Below are 20,115 nucleotides of genomic sequence, written 5' to 3'. Positions count from 1 at the left end.
AATATGAGAATGGTAGACATCATTGAAAAAAAACGCAATGGCAAAGAGCTAAGTAAAACGGAAATCGAATTCTTTATTGAAGGTTTAACTAACGGAACGATTCCAGATTACCAAGCAAGTGCTTTTTTGATGGCAGTTTATTTCTAAGATATGTCGGATGAAGAAAGAGCAAATTTAACATTGGCAATGGTTCACTCAGGCGACGTGATCGATTTATCCAATATTGAGGGAATCAAAGTAGATAAACATTCAACAGGTGGTGTCGGAGATACGACAACCTTAGTTTTAGCGCCACTCGTGGCCGCACTTGATATTCCATTTGCAAAAATGTCAGGACGCGGCTTAGGTCATACAGGTGGTACGATCGATAAATTAGAGGCTTTTGCAGGATTCCATGTAGAGTTAACCGATGATGAGTTTACCGAAATGGTTAATCGCGATAAAATCTCAGTGATTGGTCAATCAGGTAATTTAACACCAGCTGATAAAAAATTGTATGCGTTAAGAGATGTGACGGCAACGGTTAGTTCGATCCCGTTGATTGCTAGCTCGATCATGAGTAAGAAAATCGCAGCTGGAGCAGATGCAATCGTCTTAGATGTTAAGACGGGAGCGGGTGCTTTTATGAAGACTGAAGAAGATGCCGCTGAACTTGCTTCTGCGATGGTTAGAATCGGTAATTCTTTAGAAGTCCAAGAAGCAATCGATACACTACATGGCAATGGACCAGAAGATTTAACGGAGCTTGTTATGACTTTAGGTAGCCAAATGGTCGTTTTAGCAGGTAAGATTGATTCCTTAATAGAAGCGAGAGAATTATTAAAAGGCGTCATCAATGATGGTTCGGCTTTAGTTAAACTCAAACAATTTATTAAAAACCAGGGTGGTAATCCGGAATGGGTGGATGATCCTAGCCTATTGCCACAAGCTAAATTTGAAATAGAGGTTGTAGCTGACTCTGATGGCGTTGTTTCAGAAATCGTTGCAGATAATATTGGGGTAGCTGCAATGAAACTTGGCGTAGGTCGAGAAACAAAAGAAGATGATATTGATTTGGCGGTCGGCTTGATTTTAAGAAAAAAAGTTGGCAGCCAAGTGAAGAAAAGCGAAAGCTTAGTTACAATTTTTGCAAATCAAGAAGACGTTTCTGACGTTACTGCGATGATCAAGGAGAATATCCGAATTTGGGCAGAAGTTCCAGAGAGTAAACTAATCTATCGTGAGATCCATAGTTAGTCTAAAAAAATAAAAATAAAAAGTGCTTGTTTCATATATAGAAAAGGTTGGGATGTGACTCGGTGAGAGTGCTGCTCAAACCTTTTCTTTTTTGATTTAAAACTAACTTTCTTCCTATTAAATGCAGTCAAAATCAACAGATGTAAAAAATAAATGAGTGATTACCCTTGAGGACTACCTAAAATTCATTCTTAAGTCCTATGACAAACAACAAAAAAGAAGGCATAATAGGTACATAAGGAAAACACCCTCGGGTGAAAAATTTGCTAAGGAGGCAATTTCCATGAAAGAAAGAGAAAGAGTATTAGACTTAGTTAAAAAAGGTATCCTATCTTCAGAGGAAGCTTTAGTATTATTAGAAAACATGGCCACAGAAAAAGATGAGAAACAAATCAAAAAAGCTGCTGACCAAGTAAATGTAACAAATCCAACTGTTGATACAAAAGAAAATGATAAAGTCGTAGATTTACTAAATAAGCTAGAAAATCAAAAAGAAGCTGAGATCGTTGAACCAGAAATTTCTGACGAAGAGGTCAAAGCAAAAGAAGCGCAAGATCATGAACGTTTAGAAAAAATTCTAGATGATCTAGCAACGGAAGCGAATCGGACATCTGTAGAATTAGATGAAGTTAATGCTGAAATCGCTGGTGTCAAAGAAGAAATTAAAGAAGCGCAAGAAAAATTAATGGAATTAAATACTAAAGAAGAACTAAGTGAATTAACTAATGAAGATTTAGATGTTAGAGCATCATTAGAAGCTGAAATTAAATCATTAGAAGATGCTTTAGATGAACAAATTCAAGAAAAAATTACTTTAGAAGCAGAGTTGAAAAATATTCGTAAAGAACAATGGTCAGAAACCAAAGACCGTGTCACATCAAAATTTGATATTCCAGATGATTGGAAAGATCAAGCAACCGATACAATCAATCAAGTCGGTGAAAAAATGAGTGAAGCAGGTTCTCAATTAGGTTCATTCCTGAAAAAAACATTTAACTCATTTTCCGAAACAATGAATGATAATATGGAATGGAAAGACGTAAGCTTCAGAGTTCCAGGTGTAGCGACAACCAAATTTGAACATGAGTTTAATTATCCAGCACCACTTGCAAGTTTGATCGATGTTAAAGTTGCAAACGGAAATATTGTATTCAAAACTTGGGATCAACCAGATGTTAAAGTAGAAGGAAAAATCAAACTTTATGGTAAAATGGATGCTGAAACACCACTTGAAGCATTCTTAGAAAGAAGTCAAATCGATGTGGATGACGAAGTGATTTCCTTCCAAATCCCTAATAAACGTGTACGTGCAGACTTGATTTTCTATTTACCTGAGCGGACGTTTGATCATGTATCTATCAAATTATTGAACGGAAACGTATCTGTTGAATCTTTAAAAGCAAAAGATGTTTACACTAAATCAACGAATGGCTCAATCACATTCAATAAAATCGATGCAACAATGCTTGAAATCGAAGGTGTAAACGGTGATATCAAGGTTTTAGATGGTGAAATTTTAGACAATATCATCGAAACTGTCAATGGTACAGTAACAATTGCTGCTACTCCTCAAACAATCGGTGTTTCATTGATCAATGGTGATGTTCGCATCACAGCGAAAGAAAAAACATTACGTAAAGTTGAGGCAAGTTCAGTCAATGGGAATGTGAAAATTGCGCTACCAACTGAACTAGGCGTTGAAGGTACAGTGAAAACAAGTCTAGGGAGTATTAATAGCCGTTTGAGTGACTATGAAGTGATTCGTGAGAAGAAAGAAAGAACCAACCAATTACTACAATTTAGACGATTGAACGAAGAGAATATGGCGCAAATCAATGCTTCTACAACAACAGGAAACATTTATTTAAAAGACACAGATAAATAGATGCGTAGAACTTGATACTTTGAACTTGTGTTGATTTCTATTTGATAGTTGAGAGGATTACTCTTAACTATCAAATAGAAAAATTAAAAGAAAAAAAGGATGATTCTTCATCCATTCTATTGTAAAATCTAAGAGATGTGAGGTGAAAGAAATGAAAAGACGATTGACGAAATCTCCTAATAATGTGGTACTAACAGGAACCCTAGCAGGAATTGCTGAATGGTTAGGAATTGATCCAACGATTGTACGTGTGATTTATGTAGTAGCCAGCTTTATCTTTATTGGCAGCCCAATTGTATTATATATTTTATTGGCTGTACTGATACCTTCTGGTAGAGTTAGAAACAATGGTTATGGTCATCAAAATCCATACAATCGAAATACCCGTAATGCAAATCCGTATGCTAATGAGCAAAAACAAAGAAAACAAGCTGAAAAAGTGAATGACGATGACTGGAGTGACTTCTAATGACTTACTTTCAACGTCTGATCGTTAATACGTTGACATTTGTTTCACTCTCAGTGATTTTTCCGAATATGATATATGTAAGAAGTATTTGGATGGCGATTATCGCAGCGTTTGTTTTATCTATCTTAAATATGTTGGTAAAACCAGTGTTGACGATTTTATCCCTTCCCTTTACTTTGCTTACATTTGGTCTATTTAGTTTTATTGTGAATGCTGCAATTTTAAAGATGACTTCTTCTTTTGTTGGAGAAATGAATTTCGGTTTTTCCAGTTTTGGAGCAGCAATTCTAATGGCAGTGATCATGTCTTTGGTCAATATGATCGTTAGTGAACGTAATTTAGATAAATATAGTGAATAAGGATAAGACCCAAACGAATGTGTTGGGTTTTATCCTTTTATTTTTTTAGTCAAAGGGGTCGTCAATAGCGACTAAGTGGCATTCTTTATGATGGTTAATATAACGATAAAGAATATTGATAAAATCAACTTGATCTTTAGAAAATTGTTGAATAGTTTTAGGCTTTTTAGAGGGTATTTTTTTTTTAGCTAGTTCATTAGGTGTATATTTACTAAAAGTCTGTTTTGTCAGGATTCGCTCGTGAACAACAAGACCTTGATAAAGTAAATAGTATTTTACTTTTGAACCAACTGGAATAGATAATAGCTGCCAATTCGTTTGGCTGGCTAGAACAAGTTTTTTATTTTGGTTAAAAAAGCGAGTAAGAAATTGCCAGTCTTCTCGTAATTTTTGAGCTTTTTCAAATGAATGATTTTTAGCAGCTAACAACATGGCTGCTTCTAGACGTTTTTGTGGTAGTTGATTGTCTTGCGTAAAGGCACCTAATAGTTCCATAGTAGAAACAGGTTGAGCTAGTGGTGTGGTAGTCTGTTGAGAAAAAGAGTGTTGCCAATAGTTATTTTGGTTTAGTCCATATAAGTTTTCTAAAATTTGTTTTAATTCAGAAAGTTTCCGATTGATTGAAAAAGGGCCGAAGCAATTTTTATTAGTCGGAATCGATAAAATGTTGAGTGAGAGTTCATCATTATCTGTGTTGATCTCAAAATAGTTATATTTTTCAAATGAATTCATTTGTCGATTATAAAAGGGGCGGTACTCTTGAATAAGGCGGCATTCTAACAACAAGGCATCAAGTTCAGTCGCCACCTCAATAACCTCAAAATCAACTAGTTGGCGGATCATCCGTCGTGTCTTGCTGGAGTGCTGTTTATTTTTAACGAAATAACTACTAACGCGATCACGTAATTTTTTGGCTTTCCCTATATAAATAATCGTTCCTTGTTTATCTTTCATTAAATAAACGCCAGGATTTAAAGGTAGATTTCTCGCTTGTTCCTTTAAAAGATCATTCATTCGCAATACCTCCTAACAGCTGTTTTCGATAAGATACAAATTAAGTATACAAACTAATTTGGGATAGTCAAACATCAGTTGAAATAAGATTTAGATTTAAGTTCAGAATAAAACTGAGGCAATCTTCCTAATAGCTAGAAACTTCCCACCTGAAATGATAAAATGGTACGAGTAGAGAACTGGAAAGGAATGGAAGATAGATATGGAAGAAGTTGTAAAAATTCATCAACTGGTAGAGAAGCTTTCTTTAGAAGTCGTTTATGGCGATGAAGAAAGTTTAAATAGAGAAATCACAACAGGAGACATCTCACGACCTGGACTGGAGCTGACAGGGTATTTTAATTATTATCCTCATAACCGTTTACAGTTATTTGGTAGTAAAGAGATTACTTTTTCTGAACGAATGATTCCAGAAGAACGCTTGATGGTCATGCGCCGCTTATGTGAAAAAGATACACCAGCATTTATTATCTCAAGAGGACTAGAAGCACCAGAAGAAATGGTTCAAGCGGCCAAAGAAAAAGGTTTGGCAGTCTTACGTTCACCCATCTCAACTTCAAGATTATTAGGTGAACTATCAAGTTATTTGGATAGCCGTTTAGCTGCAAGAACCAGCGTTCATGGTGTTTTAGTTGATGTGTATGGTTTAGGTGTTTTGATCCAAGGCGATAGCGGTATTGGAAAAAGCGAAACAGCCTTGGAGTTGATCAAACGTGGTCATCGTTTGATTGCAGATGATCGTGTGGATGTTTATCAACAAGATGAGTTAACAGTAGTTGGCGAACCACCAAAAATTTTACAGCATCTGATTGAAATTCGTGGAATTGGAATCATTGATGTCATGAATCTATTTGGTGCAAGTGCAGTCCGTGGTTTTATGCAAGTGCAACTTGTGGTTTATTTAGAGGCTTGGGAAAAAGACAAAAAATATGATCGTTTAGGTTCAGATGATGCAATGGTTGAAATTGCCAATGTGGATGTTCCGCAGATCAGAATTCCTGTGAAAACTGGGCGAAATGTAGCCATCATCATTGAAGTAGCGGCAATGAATTTCCGTGCGAAAACAATGGGCTATGATGCGACTAAGGCTTTTGAGGAACGTTTGACTAGATTGATTGAAGAAAATTCAGGTGTAGAATAGTATCAGGTATGGCGAAGCGGAACGTTGTTACCATGTATTATCTAGCTTCAAGGGCTAGCCTTTCGGGAAAAAAGAAAAAAATAAATGAGGCAAAAAGCGCCACAGTTATTTTTTCCTATTTTCCTTTGAAGGCTGAACGAGCTCTTTCAGCTTTTGCTTTGAAACACAGTGAAAGAAAAGAACTGATGTTGAAAAGTACAAGGTGAAGCGAAGCGGAACGTTGTTACCATGCGTTATCTAGCTGCACGGGCTAGCTCTTCGGAAAAAAGATAAATTTTGAATGAGGCAAAAAGCACCTCAGTCAAAATTTCCTATTTTTCTGTCAGAGCTGAACGAGCCCGTTCCGCTTTTAGAATAGGAGGAAGCCAAATGTTAGGTCAAGTAAATCCAGTAGCGTTTAATCTTTTTGGGATATCTGTTTACTGGTATGCAGTTATTATTGTTTCAGGGATCGTACTAGCTGTTTGGCTAAGTAGTCGAGAAGCGATTCGCGTCGGGTTAAAAGAAGATGATGTGATTGATTTTATGTTATGGGGATTACCAAGTGCGATTATTGGTGCTCGTCTGTATTATGTGATTTTTCAGTGGCAGGATTATGTCGATAATCCAATTGAAATTATTTTGACTAGAAATGGTGGTTTAGCAATTTATGGTGGTTTGATCGGTGGAGGGCTGGCATTGTTTTTCTTCACTAGACATCGCTTTATTTCAACATGGACCTTTCTAGATATTGCAGCACCCAGTGTGATTTTAGCGCAAGCAATTGGGCGATGGGGTAATTTTATGAATCATGAAGCGTATGGCCCAGCCACTACAAGAGGATTTTTAGAAGGAATACATTTACCTAAATTCATTATTGATAATATGAATATCGATGGAACGTATCATCAGCCTACGTTCTTATATGAATCTGTCTGGAATGTCTTGGGATTTATTGTCTTGGTTCTTTTAAGAAAAAAGAAGGATTTCTTAAAAGAAGGCGAAGTTGTTTTAGGTTATGTCATTTGGTATTCTTTCGGACGCTTCTTTATTGAAGGGATGAGGACAGATAGTCTGTATGCATTTGGCAGTATTCGTGTCTCACAATTGTTTTCTTTGGTCCTATTTTTCGGAGCAATTGCCATTTTAATTATTCGTCGTAAAAAAGGCTCGATACCATTTTACAACCGTGAAAAAGGAACAGTAAAAAAAGCCGATTAGAACTGCCCATTATGGTCTAGCTATGTTAAACTATTAAGTGGGTATGAAAGTTATACAATTAGTAATTTAGTCTGTTTATTTAAAGGGGATATAAAGTGACGATCTAGATTTTCGAGAAATTGATATTCTTCAGTCAGAGCGAAACGATTCGTTCAGCTTTTCTAGGATCTAGCATTACGAACTAGCTCTTCGGAAAGAAGATAAAAATTGAAGGAGTCAAAAAGCGACTCAATCAATTTTTCCTATCTTTCTGTCAGAGCTGGGCAAATTCGTTCAGCTTTTCTATGATCTAGATTCACCGAATCAGCTCTTCGGAAAATAGATAATCTTTATATGGAACAAAAAGCGTTCCCTGTTCAGATTCCTAATTTTCAGTCAGATCTAAATGATTCGTTCAGCTTTTCTATTTTGAAAGGAGTTTTTCACCAATGAAACAAAAAGTTGCTGTTTTAGGTCCTGGTTCATGGGGAACTGCATTGGCTCAAGTTTTAGCAGAAAATGGGCATGAGGTTCGGATATGGGGGCATAATAAAGCACAAATTGATGAAATCAATACTCACCATACGAATCGGCATTATCTTCCCGATTTAGTAATTCCAGAATCGATTCAAGGGAAAATGTCGTTGGAAGAGTGTATTGCTGATGCAGATGCAGTTTTGTTCGTTGTTCCGACTAAAGCGATTCGAACGGTTGCACAAGAATTTACAGCAAAATGCCGAAATCAGCCATTGATCATCCACGCCAGTAAAGGGTTGGAGCAAGGGAGTCATAAACGGATATCTGAAATTTTGATGGAAGAGATTCCATCAGAAAAAAGGCGCGGCGTAGTTGTTTTATCTGGACCAAGTCATGCAGAGGAAGTAGCAGTTCATGATATTACGACGATTACTGCCGCAAGTGAGGATTTAGAGGCAGCGACATATGTTCAACGTCTGTTTATGAATGATTATTTTAGAATTTATACGAATGACGATGTTATTGGTGTTGAAACGGGAGCGGCTTTGAAAAATATCATTGCGTTAGGTGCTGGAGCGATTCATGGTTTAGGTTTTGGAGATGATGCAAAAGCTGCGATCATGACACGTGGTTTAGCTGAAATCAGCCGTTTAGGTGTAGCTATGGGGGCTAATCCTTTGACTTTTATTGGTCTAAGCGGAGTTGGTGACTTAATCGTTACATGTACTAGTGTTCATTCACGTAATTGGCGTGCAGGGAATTTGCTTGGCAAAGGCCATAGTTTGGACGAAGTTCTTGAGAATATGGGGATGATTGTTGAAGGAGTTTCGACAACTAAAGCAGCCTATGAGTTATCTCAACAATTAAATGTCGATATGCCGATTACGACAGCAATTTATAACGTATTATATGAAGGTCAAGATGTCAAACAAGCAGCAAAAGAGATCATGTTGCGTGACGGTAAAATGGAGAACGAATTTTCCATATAATTTTTGAGGAGGCCAATTGGCATGAAAGTAAAAAAAGCGGTGATTCCAGCAGCTGGTCTGGGAACAAGGTTTTTACCAGCAACAAAAGCGATGGCAAAAGAGATGCTGCCAATCGTAGATAAACCAACGATTCAGTTTATCGTTGAAGAAGCGTTAGCATCAGGAATTGAAGATATTTTGATCGTTACAGGAAAAGCAAAACGTCCAATCGAAGATCATTTTGATGCAAATTTTGAATTAGAAAGTAATCTTCGCGAAAAAAATAAAACAGACTTACTAAAATTAGTAGAAGAAACAACGGATGTTAATCTGCATTTTATTCGCCAGTCTCATCCAAAAGGCTTGGGACATGCTGTCTTACAAGCAAAAGCTTTTGTAGGCAACGAACCTTTTGTGGTTATGCTAGGCGATGATATCATGGAGGATAAAATTCCATTATCAAAACAATTAATGAACGATTATGATGAAACACATGCTTCAACGATTGCAGTTATGAAAGTGCCTCATGAAGAAACATCAAAATATGGCATTATTAATCCAGAAGCTGAAGTTTCTAAAGGATTATACAACGTCAATAATTTTGTTGAGAAACCAACACCTGAAGAAGCACCAAGTGATCTAGCGATTATCGGTCGTTATTTGTTAACACCAGAAATTTTCCATGTATTAGAATCGCAAAAACCAGGCGCTGGTGGTGAAATTCAATTAACCGATGCCATTGATACCTTGAACAAAACACAACGTGTATTTGCTAGAGAGTTTACTGGTAAACGTTATGATGTAGGGGATAAATTTGGCTTTATGAAAACAAGTATTGAATATGGCTTAGTCCATCCAGAAGTGAAAGACAATCTACGTGACTATATCATTGAATTGGGTGCTGAATTAGCAAAAGAAGATGCACCAAAAGAAAAATAATTAGAAGTTGTTTCTAGATTTTTTTCAGTTGAAGGCAGAGCAAATATGTTCTGTCTTTTTTATTAAATCAATATGGAGAGCTATACTATAAATTGTTATAATTAAAATAACAAAGCCAACTGAATAATTTGTGAAAAAGAGCAGTTGGTGTTATTCTAAGAACATGAAATAATTGATGGAAGGAGCAAGAATATGACAGGTGGAGAGGTTGCAGCGATAATCGCTGCAGTGGCGTTTGCTGTATTAGTAGTATTTATTGTTTTGGTATTGATAAAAATCGGTAAGACCGTTGAGCGAGTTACTACGACAGTTGATGAAGCAAATAAAACGATTGAGGTCGTAACAAAAGATGTTGATATTTTATCTAGACAAGTAGAGGGGCTTTTAGTAAAAAGCAATGAATTGCTGGATGATGTCAATAAGAAAGTAGCAACGATCGATCCATTGTTTGCAGCAGTTGCTGATTTAAGTGAAAGTGTTTCTGAGTTGAATTATTCTAGTAGAAATTTACTAGGAAAAGTTGGTGCAGTTGGGAAATCAACAGCTAAAGCAGGTGTTGTCGGTAAAGTAGGAGGAGCAGCTTTTCGTGCTTTTCGACCAAAGAAAACATCAAAAACAAGTGAATCGGTTAAATAATAAAAGATAATGGAGGAATAAACATGGCAAAAAAAGGCGGATTTTTTTTAGGAGCAATTATTGGTGGGACAGCAGCAGCCGTTGCAGCTCTTTTATTAGCACCAAAATCGGGTAAAGAATTACGTGAAGATCTAGCAAATCAAGCAGATGATTTTAAAGATAAAGCATTAGATTATACAGATTATGCTGTGCAAAAAGGTTCTGAATTATCATCGATTGCAAAAGACAAAGCAAGTGTGCTAGGGGAGCAAGCAGGCGATTTAGCTGGCAATGTCAAAGATAAGACAAAAGCTTCTTTAGATAAGGCTCAAGGTGTTTCAGATACAGTCTTAGAATCATTTAAAAAGCAAACAGGTGATTTATCTGATCGCTTTAAGAAGACTGCTCAAGACGTGAATGATCAAGTTGATGAATTAGGGGATATCGCAGAAGATGCCTCAGACGATATTTTTATTGATGTTAAAGAGTCAGCAAAAAAAGCGAAAGAAACTGTGTCAGAAGGCGTTTCTGAAGCAAAAGAAGTAACGAAAGATGTTCCTGAAAAAGTAGAAGCAGCAAAAAAGGAAACAAAGCAAGCTGCTAAAGAAACAGTAGAAGAAGTTACTGGCAAGTAGAATCTAAAAAAGCTGGCATTCTAATTAGAGTGCCAGCTTTTTTCTTGTTATTAGTCGATGATCATTAATTCTTTTGGCGTTTTTGTAAAGGCTTCACAGCCTGTTTTAGTAACATGTAGGCAATCTTCGATGCGTACACCGACTTTTTCTGGAATATAAATACCTGGTTCAATTGAGAAACACATACCTTCTTCAATTACCAGTTCATTACCAGTGACTAGAGACGGATATTCATGTACTGTAGTCCCAATACCATGACCTAGACGATGGTTGAAATATTCACCATAACCGTAGCCACTGATAACACCACGGGCAATTTCATCTAATTCACCAGCGGTAATCCCTGGTTTCACAGCATCCATTGCTTTTAATTGTGCTTCTAGTACGATGGAATAGATCTCCTTTTGGAAATCAGTTGGTTCTTGATAGGCGACAGTTCGTGTAACATCACTACAATAACCATTGTAAACGACACCTAGATCAAATAAAACCAAGTCTTGTTTCGCAACAGCTGTACTTCCTGGATTACCATGTGGACTCGCACCATTTTTCCCAGTTAGAACAAGTGTGTCAAAACTCATTGAACGAATTCCTTGGCATTTTAATTGGTATTCGATTTCAGCTAGGATTTCTTGTTCTTTAGCCCCTACCTTAATTGCTTTAAAACCGATCTCTAAAGCAACATCAGCCCAATTACCTGCTTCCATCAAGGTAGCTATTTCAGATGGCGTCTTTAATAATTGCAGTTTTTCAATGACAGGTGTAACACTCGCTGAAAAATCACTAGCAGGGAAGTAATGTTTTAATTGATCAAACCGTGCAACAGTCAAGGCTTCTTTTTCAGTTGCAATTTTACTTGGATTACCACTTTTTTTAATTAATTGGGCAATTTTTTCCCAAGGATTTTCACTATCAAGATAGCCGTAGACTGGATAAGCCCAGGAGCTCTTTTGAGCATCTTCAACTTCTAAAGCTGGTGTAAATAGAAATGGATCATGATTTAATGAAATAAATAAGGCTAATACTCGTTCATGAGGGTCACTTTTATAGCCTGAAAAATAGGCAATATGTCCAGGATCGCTAATATACGTTAATTCGACATTTTCTTTGGCCATCCATTTTTTTAGTTCGTTGATTTTTTCTTGATTCATAAATATCCTTCTTTCTTTTAAAACTGATTAAGATAAAACTTATCTTTATCATACCACGAAATGAGGTAAAGCGCTTTTTGAAATATCGAGTAAATTTTCATGAAAATAGGATAAAACGGTTGCAAAAATAAAATAATTCTGCTATTCTTAGTGAGAAATGTAAACAGCGTTTTCAGAAAACGAAAACAACTATAACTATTTAGGAGAATAAACATGGAAAAACAAACAATTACGATTTATGATGTTGCTCGTGAAGCAAATGTATCCATGGCGACTGTATCTCGTGTAGTCAATGGCAATCCCAATGTAAAACCTGCTACACGAAAAAAAGTGTTAGAAGTAATTGATCGCTTAGATTACCGTCCCAACGCTGTAGCCCGTGGCTTAGCAAGTAAAAAAACAACAACTGTGGGTGTTATTATCCCTGATGTTAGTAATATCTTTTTTGCTTCTTTAGCTCGTGGGATCGATGATGTTGCAACAATGTATAAATACAATATTATTTTGGCTAACTCTGACAGCAATGATCAAAAAGAAGTCAATGTATTGAACAATCTTTTGGCAAAACAAGTGGATGGAATTATTTTTATGGGACACCATATTACAGATGAAATTCGTGGAGAATTTTCACGTTCTAAAACACCTGTTGTTTTAGCGGGTTCAATCGATCCAGATGAACAAGTTGGCAGTGTCAATATTGATTATACAGAAGCAACAAAAGATGCAACGAATTTATTAGCTAAAAACGGTAATAAAAAAATTGCATTCGTTAGCGGTGCATTGATTGATCCAATCAATGGTCAAAATCGTATTAAAGGCTACAAAGAAGCTTTAGCGGATAATGGTTTGATTTATAACGAAGGGTTGATTTTTGAATCTGAGTACAAGTTTAAAGCAGGTATTTCTTTAGCTGAACGTATTCGTAACAGTGGCGCAACTGCTGCTTATGTTACCGATGATGAACTAGCAATTGGTTTGTTAGATGGCATGATCGATGCTGGTGTGAAAGTGCCAGAAGAATTCGAGATCATTACAAGCAATAACTCATTATTAACAGAAGTTGCTCGTCCACGTCTTTCAAGTGTAACACAACCGTTATATGATATTGGTGCGGTAGCAATGCGCTTATTGACAAAATTGATGAACAAAGAAGAAATTGAAGATAAAACAGTTATCTTACCATATGGTATGGATCAAAAAGGTTCAACTAAATAAAAAACATAGTTGAAAGTATCTGTTACTGATCAGCTACACTCCCTACAAAGTAGATTCTAGCATTAAAAGCTAGTATACTTACTTTAGGGGAGTGTTTTTTTGATGAACACTAAATGATATAACTAGAAAAGGAGTGGTAATCGATGAATATGAGAGAAAGAATCATTGCAGGTAAATTATTTTTAGATGATTGTGAAGGCTTTCCTGAAGAACGATTACAAGCTAAAAAAAGAATGATGGCTTTTAATCAAACAGCACCTGATGAATTAGAAAAAAGATTTCAGTTACTAGATGCCATTTTTGGAACAAAAATAAATGCATGGATCGAACCACCATTTTATTTTTGTTATGGTCATAATATCGAAATTGGGGAAGAATGTTACTTAAATATGGGGTGTAGTTTTATTGATGATGCTAAAATTACAATTGGAAATAACGTTGCATTTGGTCCTGGTGTGACGATTGCAACAGTTGGACATCCTATTCATCCTGATTACCGTCGATTGATGTATGGTAGTCCGGTAACGATTGAGAATAACTGCTGGATCGGAGCCAATACGACTATTTGTCCAGGAGTCACGATAGGCAAAAATAGTGTAGTGGGTGCTGGTAGTATTGTAACAAAAGATATTCCAGAGAATTCTGTGGCTGTTGGTAATCCATGTAAAGTCATTCGTAAAATCAATGAAAAAGATCGTGCATTTTATTATAAGGATCAACCTCTTTTAGAAAAGGATATAGAAGAGGTCTATCGCTTAAATAATTTAGAGTAACTTAAAAGAGCTTCAAACAAAACAGTTAACCGTTTTGTTTGAAGCTCTAAATTTAATCTAAAAGGAAGTAGGTAGTTAATTATTCTTTTTTTCACTTGAAGAAGGTGTCGTATTTTCTTTTTTAGTATCTTCTTTTTTCTCAGAAGAAGGTGTTGTCGAACCTGAACTTGGCGTTGTTGTTGCATAACGTCCCCAGTAAGCACTGTAGTTAGCATCTGTTCCGCCATAACCAAATTTATATTGGCCTTTAGGCGCTCCATCTTTTGCATAGAAGGATTCAACGTTTGGACCAGGAGCTGTATAAGTACCGCCATTATAAGTAAAAGTACCAGGTTTTTCTCCTGTAAAGCTAGATACATTTGATTTAATCACATCTTTTGAAAGGGTGAATTTCTCACCTGCACCGAATAAGTCAGGTCTGACTGAGTAGATGGCGTTTGCCAGATTTGCTAGATAGGCACTATTTTGATCACCACTATTTGGACTCATAGCAGTGGGGATATCATAGCCTGTCCAAGAACCTAATGTAATGGTTGGTGTAGAAACGACTAGCCAAGCATCTTTATAAGCATTCGTGGTTCCTGTTTTACCAACCCAGTCAACATTTGCAAACGCTGGATTGAGACCTATAGACATATTTTTAAAGGGTGTTGTTATTTTTGAATCTAAGACAGAGCGCATCAGGTCATTCATGATTGATGCTGTTGCTTCAGAATAGACTTGAACAGGCGTATTTTTATGCTCATAAATCACTTTGCCGCTATTATCTGTAATTTTTTCGATCATATAGCCTTTTTGATATTGCCCTTTGTTTGCTAGGGCTTGGAATCCATTTGTTTGAGTAAGAACAGTTGTTTCAACCGAACCAAAAGGAGCTGATTCATAAGCCCAAGCATCACTTGCAGGGTAGTTCATTTTACTTAGATAGTTATTGTAAGAGAAATTGTCGTCACCCATTTGTGCTTTCATTGCTTCATTTAGATGGTAGACAGGAATATTATACGACCATTCTAACGCATGACGTACAGTATCAAAGGTGTTCGTTCCAGAATTTGTGGCATTAGTCAATTCTCCGCCAGTTTTATAAGACATCGGATAATTCGCTAAGCGGCTTTCTGAACCGATCATTCCTTGATCAATTGCAGGTCCGTAAACGGAGATTGGTTTGATTGTAGAACCAACTTGGCGGACGGTATCTAAGGCATGGTTACTTTGGCTGACATTGAAGTCACGACCGGCGATAAACCCAATAATGCGCCCCGTTTTGTTGTCCATCAGAACATTTCCAGTCTCAACGAAACCAGCACCATAGCCATCATCTAGCATGTAGCCAAAGTTTGCGACCGCATTTTGCATAGTATCATAAACTGTTTGATCGATGGTTGACTGAATTGTGTATCCACGATTTTGAATTTCTTTTCGTGCTTGATCTTTATATTGGGAAAGACCTAGTTCATCTAGTGTTTCTTTTTTAACGCCAGCTTTTTCTATATTGATATCCATTACAACATTCGTTGCTTGTTCTAAGACAGCATTATAAAGATAGCTTTCAGTATTTTCATTAGACGCTTCTTGTGGTTGGAAATCTTGTTTTAAGTCATAGTTTTTAGCCGTTTCATATTCTTCTTTTGTGATTGCTTTTTCGCGATACATGCTGAACAACACAAAATCTTTTCGTTTCATACCGTATGCAAGATTCTCATCCGCTTTTAGAGCACCAGTGTTACTATAAGGCGTGTAAATGATAGGGCTTTGCGGTAGACCGGCAATAAAGGCTGCTTGAGGAAGTGTTAAATCATTGGCACTTTTACCAAATAGACCTTTTGCAGCTTCTTCAACACCTGCGATATTCTCACCTTTATTGTTTCGGCCAAAGGGTGAGACATTCAGATAGGTCGTAACGATCTCATCTTTTGAAAAATATTTTTCGATGCGAAAAGCTAAAAGTATCTCGTTGGCTTTTCGTTTGAATGTTGTTTCATCCGTTAAAATTTGTTGTTTGACTAGTTGTTGCGTTAGGGTTGAACCACCAGATGAACCGCCTATACCTGTTGCATCTGAAACAAGGGCACGAATCACGGCTTTGGGAACAACACCTTTGTGTTCTTCAAAGTACTCATCTTCAGTAGAAATAATCGCTTTTTTCAATAGTGGGGAGATGTGCTCTCCATCAACTCTGGTTCTAACTAAGTCAGATTTGATCATAGCGATATTCGTACCGTCAGCGTATGTCATTTTGGAAACCTCTGTGATATCGCTGATTTCCGTCTGAAGTTCTTCCTTAGTAGGTGGTTGAGTGTCTTCCACTAGAAAAGCAAAATACCCCATACCAATACCCATGCCTAAGGCACCACCTAATAGTAGTAGAACAACTGCAAATACAAATAAGGATTGTAGTACACGAATCACGACATTTATAATTAAAAAAATCTTTTTCTTTTCTGGTACCTTCTTAGAATGTTGTTCCGTTATACGGGAATTATCCTGATTGTCCAAAAGCTTCACCTCAATAAAATGATACATTCCGTGATATTATAGCAAAAAAAAGCTATAATGAACAGTTGTTCAGATATTTATAGGAACTTAATCGAAAAAACTTAATATAAATCGGGACCAAAAAGGTCAGCGTAGATCCATAATAAATACGTGACGTGTTGCTTAAGTTTTATTATTTTGACGTGTTTTCTTCTAATCTAAATAATACGATTTTTTTGATCAATGTTAGTGGTAATTCTTGATCCAAAGGAAATTGAATGGCACCTTTACTTGTATTAAAAGTGATCAACTCATTTTTAAATGCTTCAATAGCGCTTGGAGTAGGATAAAAGCCAATATGGTTTTTAGCATTCGCAAAGTGGACTAAGTTACCGTTTAAATAGAATGTGGGCATGCCATAAGACATTTTTTCTGTAGCTTTTGGAACGAGTTTTTTAATGGTAGTATACAGCTGTTGTAATTTCTCTTGACGATCTGCTGGCATTTTTGCGACATAGTCTTCGATGATAGTCATCACGATCCCTACTTTCTGTTGAAATATTATGTTTAGTATACCATGATGTAGAGAATGATGGATTTCTTTTGATCAAAAACACAGAGAGTGAAAGAAGTAACCGTTTTATGGTACACTATCAGTGCATCTTATAACAGAATGAAAGACTGAATAAAGTGGAGAAATCGATTATTGAAAAATTGAACTTAATGCGTTACACCAATAAAGCGATTGTCAATCGTCCAAATAACGAATACTTGCCTGAACTAAAAGAAGCACAAAGCCAATTCCCGATAGAACCAGTCGATTTACTTTTTTTTTGTAGAAACGATGGCTGAGTTTAAAGCAGTCGTAATGAGCGTTATCCAACAACAATTACTGAATAAAAATGGGGTGCTTTTTGTGGCATATCCTAAAAAGGAAAACAAAGTATATCAAACTTTTGTCCACCGAGATGAAATATTTCCAACTCTTTAAGTCAATGAAGAGGACGGCTATAGAGCAAATAGCACTTTAAAATTTAATAGAATGGTTTGCTTAGATGAAACATTTACAGTGACAGGAATGAAAAATATCGAGCGAAAAGCAACTGGATCATCAAAAGCTGTCAGTAGTGGTCGTGTAGAAGACTATCTACAATTTATCCCAGAAATAGAATCTTTTATTGCAAATCATGAAAAAGCAAAAGTCTTATTTGATCAGCTAACACCTGGATACAAAAAGGATTGGGCTAGATATGTATATAGTGCCAAGCAAGCAGCAACGCAAGAGAAAAGAAAGCAAGAAATGATTGAGATTTTAGGATAAGGTTTTAAGTCTAAAGAACTGTATCGTCAATTTGTGGCTAAATAAAGGAGGGAATAATTTGGAGGAAATAGAAGAGTATGTAGAAAATATCGGCGAAAAGTGGCAAGAGTCCTATCAAAAATTAGCTAGAATCATTGCTGAAAATATACCAGCTGGCTTTGATTTACGATTACAATACGGAATGCCGACATATGTCGTGCCCTTAAGTGTGTTTCCAGCAGGTTATTTAGAGCGAAAAGACGAACCATTGCCGTTTATCAGTTTAGCTGCTCAGAAAAAGCATCTATCTTTGTATCATATGGGGTTCATGGGAAATAAAGAATTATTAGCTTGGTTTCAGGAAGAGTACAAAAAAGTTGTTCCAACTAAGCTGAACATGGGAAAAAGTTGTATTCGTTTTAGTAATCCTAAAGTTATTCCTTATGAGTTGATTGGGGAATTAGTTAGTAAAATTTCGGTAGACGAATGGGTTGCTAGTTATACTCGTTTTACGGCGAAGAATAAGAAGTAGAGCGTGTTTTTATAGAAGCAAAAAGATTGTTTTTTCTGTTTGTTTCACGTACTCTTTTTAAGAATGAAATATTTTATGTTTGTTTGTAGTTGGTGGATGTTTAAAAATACAAGGTGAAGCAAAGGGGAATGTTGCTACCATGTGTTATCTAGCTTCAAGAGCTAGCGTCTCGAGAAAAAGATAAAAACTGAATGAGGCAAAAAGCACCTCAGTCATTTTTTCCTATTTTCCTGTCGAAGCTGAACGTGCTCTTTCAGCTTTTATTGTTATCTAGCTGCGCGGGCTAGCCTTTCGGGAAAAAGATAAAAATGGAGTGAGACAAAAAAGCGTCTCGATCAATTTTTCCTATTTTCCTGTCAAGACTAAACGAGCCCGCTTCGCTTTTATTGTTATCTAGCTGCACAAATCAATCCTTAGGAAAATAGATAAATTGTCAGTGAAATAAAGAGCATTTCAATGGCAATTTCCTAATTTTCTACAGGATTAAACAATTTGTTCCGCTTTTATTGTTATCTAGCTACGCGGGCTAGCTCTTCGGAAAAAAGATAAAATCTGATTGTGGCAAAGAGCGCCACCCTCATATTTTTCTGTCAGAGCTAAACGAGCTCGCTACGCTTTTGCTTTGAAACACAGTGAGTAAAATGAACGGATGTTGAACAGTACAAGAGTTTCAAAGAAACTGTTGATCATTGATTATTATGAGGAGGTTTATTATGTTATTAGGTTCACATGTTAGTATGAGTGGTAAAAAAATGTTACTAGGTTCAGCGGAAGAGGCTGCGAGTTATGGTGCAACGACTTTTATGATCTATACGGGTGCGCCGCAAAATACGCGCCGTAAGCCGATTGAAGAGATGAATATTGAAGCTGGTCAAGCATTTATGGCTGAGCATGATTTAAGTAATATTGTGGTTCATGCACCTTATATCATTAACTTAGGGAATACGATCAAATTAGAAAATTTTGGCTTTGCAACGTCATTTTTACGTCAAGAAATCGAGCGTGCTCATGCATTAGGAGCAACACAAATCACATTGCATCCAGGTGCGCATGTGGGTGCTGGTGTGGATGCTGGCTTGAAACAAATCATCAAAGGGTTAGATGAAGTGTTATGGAAAGAACAAGTACCGCAAATTGCCTTAGAAACAATGGCAGGTAAGGGCACTGAGCTCGGTCGGACCTTTGAAGAATTGGCAACGATCATTGAAGGGGTTAAGCTAAATGAAAAGCTATCAGTGACAATGGATACTTGTCATATCAACGATGCTGGTTATAACGTAAAAGATGATTTTGATGGTGTTTTAGAAGAATTTGATAAAATTATTGGTTTAGATCGTTTGAAGGTAGTCCATGTCAATGATTCTAAAAATTCGATGGGTTCACATAAGGACCGTCATGCCAATATTGGTTTTGGCACGATTGGCTTTGATGCATTAAACAAGGTTGTTCACCATGAAAAATTAAAAGATCTACCTAAAATTTTAGAAACACCGTATGTTGGTGCTGATAAAAAAACAAGTAAAGCGCCATACGGTTACGAAATCGCAATGCTGAAATCCCAAACGTTTGATCCAAATCTATTGGAAAAAATTGAAGCTCAAAATTAAAAGCTGAACAGGCTCGTTTAGCTCTGACTGAAAAATAGGAAAATCAGAGGGTGACGTTTATTTGTCACAATCGGATTTTATCTTTTTTCCGAAGGGCTAGCCCGTAAAGCTGGATAAAATTAAAAGCTGAACAGGCTCGTTTAGC

At 36.5% G+C, this 20,115-nt stretch carries 19 protein-coding genes and 1 pseudogene; 16 read left to right on the top strand and 4 right to left on the bottom strand.

What is annotated here, in order from left to right; genetic code table 11:
- The first annotated feature begins 3 nt into the window (after positions 1-3).
- The 4 genes and pseudogenes from A5819_RS00715 (at position 4) to A5819_RS00700 (ending at position 3,949) form a co-directional block, all read left to right on the top strand.
- Positions 4-1,236 (top strand): annotated as a pseudogene (locus A5819_RS00715) (thymidine phosphorylase).
- Between the two features lie 283 nt (positions 1,237-1,519).
- The gene (gene liaX / locus A5819_RS00710) at positions 1,520-3,121 is read left to right on the top strand and encodes a daptomycin-sensing surface protein LiaX (RefSeq protein WP_086281103.1); all 1,602 of its coding nucleotides are present in this window, start codon (positions 1,520-1,522) and stop codon (positions 3,119-3,121) included.
- Positions 3,122-3,272: 151 nt separating this feature from the next.
- Entirely contained in the window at positions 3,273-3,590 is a 318-nt protein-coding gene (locus A5819_RS00705; protein WP_086281432.1) for a PspC domain-containing protein, read from the top strand.
- Positions 3,590-3,949 carry a phage holin family protein gene (locus tag A5819_RS00700; RefSeq protein ID WP_086281106.1) on the top strand — a complete coding sequence of 120 codons (360 nt, stop codon included), beginning with the start codon at positions 3,590-3,592 and terminating at the stop codon, positions 3,947-3,949. Before A5819_RS00705 ends, A5819_RS00700 begins: the two co-directional genes overlap by 1 nt.
- Before the next feature lie 45 nt (positions 3,950-3,994).
- Here A5819_RS00700 and A5819_RS00695 read toward each other — a convergent pair whose 3' ends face one another.
- A complete protein-coding gene (locus A5819_RS00695) occupies positions 3,995-4,963 on the bottom strand; it encodes a GIY-YIG nuclease family protein (protein WP_086281109.1) in 969 nt (322 codons plus the stop codon).
- 202 nt (positions 4,964-5,165) lie between these two features.
- Between A5819_RS00695 and hprK the strand changes: the two genes are divergently transcribed.
- From hprK to A5819_RS00660, 6 genes are all read left to right on the top strand, one after another.
- Complete coding sequence (hprK, locus tag A5819_RS00690) at positions 5,166-6,104, top strand: HPr(Ser) kinase/phosphatase (RefSeq protein WP_086281111.1); 939 nt, start codon at positions 5,166-5,168, stop codon at positions 6,102-6,104.
- A gap of 369 nt (positions 6,105-6,473) precedes the next feature.
- Positions 6,474-7,304 carry a prolipoprotein diacylglyceryl transferase gene (gene lgt, locus A5819_RS00680; protein WP_086281118.1) on the top strand — a complete coding sequence of 277 codons (831 nt, stop codon included), beginning with the start codon at positions 6,474-6,476 and terminating at the stop codon, positions 7,302-7,304.
- Positions 7,305-7,732: 428 nt separating this feature from the next.
- The gene (locus A5819_RS00675) at positions 7,733-8,749 is read left to right on the top strand and encodes an NAD(P)H-dependent glycerol-3-phosphate dehydrogenase (RefSeq protein ID WP_086281122.1); all 1,017 of its coding nucleotides are present in this window, start codon (positions 7,733-7,735) and stop codon (positions 8,747-8,749) included.
- Positions 8,750-8,770: 21 nt separating this feature from the next.
- Positions 8,771-9,667 (top strand): UTP--glucose-1-phosphate uridylyltransferase GalU, encoded by an 897-nt coding sequence (gene galU, locus A5819_RS00670; RefSeq protein ID WP_086281124.1) that lies wholly within the window; start codon positions 8,771-8,773, stop codon positions 9,665-9,667.
- Between the two features lie 192 nt (positions 9,668-9,859).
- On the top strand, positions 9,860-10,303 hold the full coding sequence (locus A5819_RS00665) for a DUF948 domain-containing protein (RefSeq protein ID WP_086281127.1): 444 nt from the start codon (positions 9,860-9,862) through the stop codon (positions 10,301-10,303).
- Between the two features lie 23 nt (positions 10,304-10,326).
- Positions 10,327-10,917 (top strand): YtxH domain-containing protein, encoded by a 591-nt coding sequence (locus A5819_RS00660; protein ID WP_086281130.1) that lies wholly within the window; start codon positions 10,327-10,329, stop codon positions 10,915-10,917.
- 50 nt (positions 10,918-10,967) lie between these two features.
- On the opposite strand, the gene A5819_RS00655 is transcribed toward A5819_RS00660, so the two are convergent.
- On the bottom strand, positions 10,968-12,068 hold the full coding sequence (locus tag A5819_RS00655) for an aminopeptidase P family protein (RefSeq protein WP_086281131.1): 1,101 nt from the start codon (positions 12,066-12,068) through the stop codon (positions 10,968-10,970).
- Between the two features lie 213 nt (positions 12,069-12,281).
- Between A5819_RS00655 and ccpA the strand changes: the two genes are divergently transcribed.
- Positions 12,282-13,283: a catabolite control protein A gene (ccpA, locus tag A5819_RS00650; RefSeq protein ID WP_086281134.1), complete on the top strand. Its 1,002-nt coding sequence runs from the start codon at positions 12,282-12,284 to the stop codon at positions 13,281-13,283.
- A 143-nt stretch (positions 13,284-13,426) separates the two neighbouring features.
- Entirely contained in the window at positions 13,427-14,056 is a 630-nt protein-coding gene (locus A5819_RS00645) for a sugar O-acetyltransferase (RefSeq protein WP_086281136.1), read from the top strand.
- A gap of 75 nt (positions 14,057-14,131) precedes the next feature.
- Here A5819_RS00645 and A5819_RS00640 read toward each other — a convergent pair whose 3' ends face one another.
- Together A5819_RS00640 and A5819_RS00635 are read right to left on the bottom strand one after the other, a co-directional pair.
- Positions 14,132-16,579 carry a transglycosylase domain-containing protein gene (locus A5819_RS00640; protein ID WP_086281138.1) on the bottom strand — a complete coding sequence of 816 codons (2,448 nt, stop codon included), beginning with the start codon at positions 16,577-16,579 and terminating at the stop codon, positions 14,132-14,134.
- 145 nt (positions 16,580-16,724) lie between these two features.
- Entirely contained in the window at positions 16,725-17,066 is a 342-nt protein-coding gene (locus A5819_RS00635) for an iron chaperone (RefSeq protein WP_086281141.1), read from the bottom strand.
- Between the two features lie 155 nt (positions 17,067-17,221).
- On the opposite strand from A5819_RS00635, the gene A5819_RS19580 reads away from it, so the two are divergent.
- The 4 genes from A5819_RS19580 (at position 17,222) to A5819_RS00620 (ending at position 19,970) form a co-directional block, all read left to right on the top strand.
- Complete coding sequence (locus A5819_RS19580) at positions 17,222-17,383, top strand: hypothetical protein (protein ID WP_254907176.1); 162 nt, start codon at positions 17,222-17,224, stop codon at positions 17,381-17,383.
- 226 nt (positions 17,384-17,609) lie between these two features.
- A complete protein-coding gene (locus tag A5819_RS19575) occupies positions 17,610-17,852 on the top strand; it encodes a YdeI/OmpD-associated family protein (RefSeq protein ID WP_254907290.1) in 243 nt (80 codons plus the stop codon).
- A 58-nt stretch (positions 17,853-17,910) separates the two neighbouring features.
- Entirely contained in the window at positions 17,911-18,363 is a 453-nt protein-coding gene (locus tag A5819_RS00625) for a DUF1801 domain-containing protein (RefSeq protein WP_086281144.1), read from the top strand.
- A 713-nt stretch (positions 18,364-19,076) separates the two neighbouring features.
- Entirely contained in the window at positions 19,077-19,970 is an 894-nt protein-coding gene (locus tag A5819_RS00620; RefSeq protein WP_086281146.1) for a deoxyribonuclease IV, read from the top strand.
- Positions 19,971-20,115 lie beyond the last annotated feature (145 nt).

Origin of the sequence: Enterococcus sp. 7E2_DIV0204, from assembly GCF_002140855.1 — a bacterium.
In the GTDB taxonomy this organism is placed as follows: domain Bacteria; phylum Bacillota; class Bacilli; order Lactobacillales; family Enterococcaceae; genus Enterococcus_L; species Enterococcus_L lemimoniae.
This window is presented reverse-complemented; position numbering and strand designations above follow the sequence as displayed.